This window comes from Nostoc sp. WHI (assembly GCF_015714725.1).
Taxonomy (GTDB): Bacteria; Cyanobacteriota; Cyanobacteriia; order Cyanobacteriales; family Nostocaceae; genus Nostoc.
Genome location: NZ_WBKM01000313.1, coordinates 1 through 6,746, shown reverse-complemented (window position 1 = coordinate 6,746; position 6,746 = coordinate 1). Strand labels below are relative to the sequence as shown.

7 protein-coding genes are annotated in these 6,746 nt (G+C 43.0%); 2 read left to right on the top strand and 5 right to left on the bottom strand.

Translation table 11 applies throughout. The features are described from left to right. The 5 genes from F8S12_RS31800 to F8S12_RS31780 all read right to left on the bottom strand — a co-directional run. The coding region (locus F8S12_RS31800) for a hypothetical protein (RefSeq protein ID WP_196520296.1) at window positions 1-245 on the bottom strand (245 nt) is incomplete at its 3' end. Continuing rightward, window positions 238-3,465 carry a DNA primase family protein gene (locus F8S12_RS31795; protein WP_196520295.1) on the bottom strand — a complete coding sequence of 1,076 codons (3,228 nt, stop codon included), beginning with the start codon at window positions 3,463-3,465 and terminating at the stop codon, window positions 238-240. The genes F8S12_RS31800 and F8S12_RS31795, both read right to left, overlap by 8 nt. Further along, complete coding sequence (locus tag F8S12_RS31790; protein ID WP_196520294.1) at window positions 3,465-3,698, bottom strand: hypothetical protein; 234 nt, start codon at window positions 3,696-3,698, stop codon at window positions 3,465-3,467. The genes F8S12_RS31795 and F8S12_RS31790 overlap by 1 nt, the downstream gene beginning before the upstream one ends. A gap of 275 nt (window positions 3,699-3,973) precedes the next feature. Then, the gene (locus F8S12_RS31785) at window positions 3,974-4,699 is read right to left on the bottom strand and encodes a hypothetical protein (protein ID WP_196520297.1); all 726 of its coding nucleotides are present in this window, start codon (window positions 4,697-4,699) and stop codon (window positions 3,974-3,976) included. Window positions 4,700-4,869: 170 nt separating this feature from the next. After that, entirely contained in the window at window positions 4,870-5,106 is a 237-nt protein-coding gene (locus F8S12_RS31780; protein ID WP_196520293.1) for a helix-turn-helix domain-containing protein, read from the bottom strand. 278 nt (window positions 5,107-5,384) lie between these two features. Between F8S12_RS31780 and F8S12_RS31775 the strand changes: the two genes are divergently transcribed. Both F8S12_RS31775 and F8S12_RS31770 read left to right on the top strand, forming a co-directional pair. Beyond that, window positions 5,385-6,500, top strand: coding sequence for a ParM/StbA family protein (locus F8S12_RS31775; protein WP_196520292.1), 1,116 nt, complete (start codon window positions 5,385-5,387; stop codon window positions 6,498-6,500). A gap of 3 nt (window positions 6,501-6,503) precedes the next feature. Next, window positions 6,504-6,737: a hypothetical protein gene (locus F8S12_RS31770; protein WP_196520291.1), complete on the top strand. Its 234-nt coding sequence runs from the start codon at window positions 6,504-6,506 to the stop codon at window positions 6,735-6,737. The last annotated feature ends 9 nt before the right edge of the window (window positions 6,738-6,746 follow it).

Here is a 6,746-nt window from a genome sequence, read left to right as displayed (position 1 = left end):
TCAAAAATCGGTGTTCTGGCTCTTGCGCCTTCACTTACCTTTGTTACCAGTATTTTTTTGAGTTTTCGCCCTGGCTCAAGTTCACAAAACTCTATCACTTCAGAAGAAAAAGGCTTGCGGTAATACTTGGTAGCGAAGGGATGATTCGCAAACCATTCACGATCTGCATCCATCTGTTCATCAGCCAAGTATCCGATCTCTGGATGCATATTTAAGACTCGTGGAGAATTAATAGGTTCATTCATTGGTGTTACCTCGCTTTAGTCCTTTAACTGTCTTCCGTTCCTCTAGTGTCAACTCTTTCCAAACAGCAGTTTTAAATTCATCCGTCCACTCTTCTATCAATTCATCAATCATTTCCCAAGACTCATCTACAATAGACTCCCTAATCAGTTCAGCATTGGCGATAATTTTATCCGTTCCACCTGCATTGAGAGGGGTGTCACAGGTGTCACACTCTGACTGGAACTCGATTTGAACATTGGCGACTTGCTGTGACACCGCCGCATCATCTTGTGGACAAACTGGTGCTAAATCATCGATCGCTTGTTTAACTTCTGCTTCTATTGTCAATAAGCTGTTTGGCATAGCAATAAGCTCATCTGCCACACCAGTCTCCACACCACCTGAATCTGCTGAAACGCTTTCATCCACGTCATCGCACACCACCCACACCAATTTTTCGTCATCTCCTTTATTAGCAGAATCAACATTGGTGTAAGTGATTTGATTTTGGTCTGACGAGTCAATGTATAATTCAGTGTTTGAGTCAGTCTCTAATCCCGTAGTTGATTTTTTTTCTGGCAAATCATCTAAACTGGTGTGGTTGGTGTGGAACTCTTGATTTATAAGGCTTTCTTGGTGTGGCGGTTGGTGTGCATCTGCTGTGGAATTTTCACTTATTGCTATGGGTGTGTCAGTTATTGACATTGGCACATCATGAAAACTAATTCCTTGCAATGCCTGTAACTTCCGTTTCCCGGATGGGTGGGGGACGGTGACTAACTTAGCTTTGGGGAATAGTGTTTTAAATCTGGCTATGACTTGATTAATCGCCTTAACTGTTTTATCACTAGGCTTTGACTGTTCCTGCCAAATAGCTTTGACCTTGCCAGTGCTGGACTCATCAAAAGATAAAGTACCGTTGTCGATGTACCAATTTTCTAGGCGTGACCACAAATCAAATGCTGTGACAATACCCGTTGGCTGGTAATCCAATCCTGTATCTTTAGAAAACTGGAATAAGTGCGAGTTTTCGGCTTGAATATCTTCTAATGCTTGCTGAGTACAGCTATAGTCAATCCCCTCTTTTATCAATGCCTGTAGTCCAGAGATCATCTTATTTAAAAATGCTGGGGCTACACACTCGCGCACAAAATCCAAGTCATAAGAGAATCGAGGATCTGCTAGTAACTCGTTTGGGTTGTTTGGGTCAGGATTGGACTTAAATGTTTTGCCAAAAATTACGGCGGCGATTCGGTCTTGAATAGCTTGAATCGTGCCGTGCAATGCCGGGGTTTCATTCAAGTTGAAGATGCCGATCCCTTTGGGGTTAAATTCGATATGGTCTTTCCCCTTGCGCTCTGAGTGTAAGACGTTACCAGTAGCAAAGAGTTTGAGCGATTGAATTTTATCTAGTCGTGCTGTCTGTGGATTTTCAGAAGCCCAATTCACCCGACTGTTGACCAGGGGAAAGAGTGAAAATTTCCGTCCTTCATCATAAGCAGCAAAGTCAGCTAAGGAACAGCTGGTCATGCCTTGATGACCGTAAATGATAGATACTACTTGTCTGATGGAATCTTTACCATTTGCACCCAATCCACAAGCCAGTAATAGCTTAGTTTCCCGTCCTCGACGCTTGCGAACTTCCTCTAAATCAAGACTCGCTCCCAGGTTTCGTAATAAAACTTGTTGTTGAGGTTCGTCTAAACATTGCAGTAAGCGATCGCAGTGTTTGGGGTCGGCTTGGGGATTATACTTCACCAATGGCGGATATGTAAAAAAGTGTTTGTCTGGGTCGTGTTTTTCTAACACTGGTTCTGGTATGGGGCTTGTCCAGTCAATGCTCAACACGCCATTGGTACAGTTAACCCCTGGTGGATTAAGTAATTGCGGGTCAATTTCTACTCTCAGTTTTGCCCACTCCAGCAACTCTCTTACCTTACTGGGTTTAGCATAGGGGTGGGTAATGACAAAGTTATTGCCAGTTTTCTTAATAACTTGATACGTATTACAATAACTCGTAATGCGTGGACGCTCAACTGAATCAGGTGAGTGTTTGTAGTCTGTACCATCCCAGTAATACAACTTGCCATCTGCACAAATCCATTTGCGATCGCCGTAAAGGGTGTTAAAACCTTTTTGCAGGAATGTGCTGTCAGGCTCCTCGTCGAAATTAGCAACATCTACTGAGTCTACATTTTCTGATGATGATTGAGCATCTGCTGTAATTTCTTCTATCTGCTTTAACAGTAGATCCGCTAATTCATCGCCTGTCATGCCCGATTCTAAAATATCTGCTACATCTCCTTTATTTTGCAGATCCGGTTTGATTAAAAGCAAGTCGATGGCAACAAAAGCTACTCCCGCTTGGGCGCAAACCTCTTTAATTCGCTCTTGCTTCTTCCATCCAGTTTCATCATGATCCGCGCAATAAGCTAGTAAAAAATCTTTACCCGTAGAATGCTTGATTTGGGTCAATGATTTTCCGATGTCACCGTCCGAGCAGTTCCCCACCCAAGTAATGCTGGCTAGAGCTGACAATCTGCTAGCTTCTACGCACTTTTCCCCCTCATGGGCTAACAGTACTGGAATGCCATCTGTGGCTTTGATAATTTCGATGGCTTCGTCCTGTTTATAAGCAGGCCAATAACCTTCTTTCTTCCATGTAGTTTTATTGGTTGTGGGGTCAATTCTGCTGACTGAGAAGGTTTTGACTCTGCTTTTGGGGACGGCTGCACAAGGGCATTCAAATCTGTGAGCTTTTCTCCCATTGCCATAGTCGTATTCAATAACTGTAATTTGTTTTAATTCTTTCGGTGTGGCTCCATCATCCGATAGCTTGAAGGTGACGGACTTGGGAATGAAATTGGGTGTTGCAGGTAGTGGTGTGGTGATTTCACTCCTCAACCTGCATACTCTTAACTCTGCTGGGTCTAGTTTTAAAACCTTGGGTAATGCTGCTGGTTTTTTCGCTTTTAGTGGTTTGAGTCCCAATTGTTGTGTGTAACCAAGTTTGTTCTCTTCTAGTACCTCACTCCACGGTTTGATTGCTTCTCTAATATCAGGGCATTGGCAGTTATTAAAACACTGGTATTTCCCATTACTAGGGTTGATGCCTAAGTTATGCCCACCACAAGCTGGGCAGATGTATTTATTTTTTTCCTTGGCTGGTTCTAACTGGTCTACAAAATTGCGAATATCAAAGGAGGCGAGTGCTTGCTGATTGGAGAATTGTGCAACCATTACGCGATACCTCCTTGAACATTATTTAATTTTTGACAATTGCTTAATACATAAGTTGGCGATTTTTTAGGTTGACCCAGTGCATAGGATCGCTTGCTGTTGCGATCGCAAACTGTAAATTCTCCTATTGAGTAGCACCAGTCTGGTTTACCGCAGTGGGGGCAAGCGTTAGCAATAGTTGCGAATAGCAGCTTGTTGGTAGCTGAGGTATGAAATAGCTGTTTTTTTGACACTTTACAAATCCTCCATTATGTGTGTTGGAGGAATTGGAGCTATCCCGTGGCAGTAATCTTCTAGTACAAACGTTCAAAAATCACGCTTTGCTAAAATTCTTGAAACGCTGTTTACATCTGGTGAGCCAGTGTTACATTAGCTTTACACCAAATCGTGTACGATAAAATTACTATTAGGGATATTAATTAGGCAGCAAACCCAATCCCCAATTCCAACTGAATAAACTTTGAAAGCCCTTTTGTCTCTTCGAGACTTAGGGTTTTCACCTTTTAGCCTATTCGTACTTGGCTAACCAAGCCTTAATGAACTCGGTTACTTCCTCCTGTTGAATAACAAACGTAGTACCTTTTCTCCTGAGAGCCAGGATTTTCATACTGCTCATCTCAGAATAAAGATGTGGGTTGTGGTCTGATGCTGCCTTGGTTGGACTCCATAAGACCAAAACTTTTGCTGTCGGTGTTTTTGTTACCTCTTTTGAGGACATCCCAAATATTGCTCTATTCTTAGTTAGCCATCTTTCGTAATCCGATAGCTCAACTAGGGGACAGGGTTTCCAGGTGGTTAAACCATTCTTACCCTTCTTTTTCACCTGTAGAATTTCCCTTTTTTCGTTGTAGACCACCTCACTATCTCCCCGCGAACGAATGGAGATAAACAGATGTGCCTTTCTCGGAAACCTGATAAACAAGTCGATAGGGTTGTTGTTTTCTACCGGAAGCACCAGAAAGACTTGTACCCCTAAGCTTTCAAACTCATCGAAAAGTAAGGTTCCTAATTTTTCCAGCCGTGCAAGTTTTTGAGATCGTACCAACGGCTTGTAAGCTAATGCAAAAAACCCCAAAGCAGCCGGATTAATCAAGCTGCCAGATATCAGCGCAGTACCACCAGCTGCTAGAGCAACAGTGGACTCATAGTCTTTCTCCTCCCTAATTCTTTTTAACGCCGCTTTGTTGTGCGGCGGAAGTTGAAAATCGGTAGGTGGGTCTTTCACGGTAGTCATTGGCGACATCAAAATTAATGATGTGAAACTAGCTCTTTCTTTACCGATAGTAATGCTTGACACTGGATTTTTGAACCACTTTTTATATAAGTATTAAGCTTTCACTCGTCCATATAGTGTTACGAGTATTTGCTCAATGGGGTTTAGCCGTTTTTCTGTTGTGTATTGGGTTATTTGTTCTCCTCATTCGCTAAATCACTGTTTGGACGAATCCACTCCAAAATTTCACTTGGTTGAATTTCATATCTGTCACAGATTTTGTTAAGAACCGTTACATGGGGAACCTGCCACGGATTGTTGTAAAGGTCATAGGCGGTCTTAGAAGCAACTCCTGTATCCTTTTGGAACTTGTAAGGTGTAATGCCCTTGTTATCTATAAACTGTTTAATTTTATTCTTAACTGGCATCCAATAATTGTACCTGCTTAGTACTAATAGCCAGTTATTATCCCTCCTTATCTTTGCTTCTCCAACCTATAAGTGATTAGTGTTAATAACTGATTAGTATTTATAACTGATTAGTGCTATCATAACAGTGTCAGCCAAAAAACGCCACAAAACAAAGGCAAGAGAAGCCGGAAAGTGGTTTTAAGGCTAACCCCTAACTGGATATCTGGATTTGTCTATATTTAGCTAAAAATCCTGGCAAATCCTCGCAATTCAAGACTTTCAAAAAATTTGTAACCATGACAACCACATACACCAATGCCCCAAATTGGCTAGTTCAAGCGGACTTGTTAGCCAATTCCGGGCTAACTGACCTTAACGCCGGAAAAGACTCAGGAGCAGGGTACGGCAAGGCAATCATCGGTGATTTTTCGCTCATGATGCCAGCCGCATATTCACTTGTTCGCAACCGCAATATTAAACACCACGAAACCATCTCTAAAAATGGCTGCTGGGTGCGATATGTAGAAGGTTCACGCCTGGACTTAAAAGATATTCAATTCTTCTGGGGCAGTGCGGCGATCGCACAAAGTGACCACACCCTGTTACATGACGACAAAGCCAAAAAAGCAGAACTGGCACTAGAAAGCATCCTTGCAGACTTAGCAGTTCTCAATATTCCCTCCTCCTTCAAACTATCAATTAGTTTGAGCAACCATAACCCAGAACGCTGGGCAACTGAGATTAAACGCCGAGTCTCTGGGACTCACACCTTTGAACATCTGCACCCTGTAACTCGTTCCATTGTCAGCAAGACAGTTGAAATCGTAGTCACAGGCATTTATCCCGAAGGATTTGGAAGCATTGCTCACTGCTTGTTTGGTGAAGCCTCCCTGGTGCTTGACCCCTCAGAATTAGCGATCGCACTCGATATCGGTTCATCAACTTGGTTGATAACCGTGTTCAACGGCAGTGGTGCAGTGATTGACCGCCATCTAATTGAAGGTGGAGCCGGTGAACTGCACAGCATGATTGCAGAAGCCCTCGACAAGCGAAACGACCGAGTGAGTCTGCTGTCCAAGGATGTGAAACACTCACCCAGCTTGGTGAACCAGGGTATTCTCGAAGGAACCTTCACTTATGGAGGCAACCACCTGACAGGCAAGAAGTTCGAGGCAGAGTACAGCCAATGTCTTGATGAATGGTGGAGTACCAGGATTGAGAAATTCGCTAACTTTGTGACTGCTGGTAATTACCTTGATAGAGCGAAATACCTTGTCGCCTGGGGTGGTGGTGTTTCTCTGCCAGTAGTGGATCAGAACCTAGCCGATTTAGGTTTTGTGGTCTTGAATAATCCCCAGTTCATCAATGCCTTGGGGTTGAAACTATTAACTCAAATATCAAAGGGAGCCTAATTAATGAATTACGAATCTCGGCGTATAACCATCTCCTACTTAGCAGTAATTGAATTGTGCAAGATTTTTGATTTACCCCAAGACGCGCCAACACAAGCACTATCAGCAGGTGTAGAGAAGCTGATTTTTCAACACGGCAATGTGCAAGCATCACGCACCGCAGAAATAGCAACATCTACACAGCCCAATAAATCGGCATTGACAGCAATGGTAACTAATTTCAAGGGGGCAGCATGAGCAGAACCA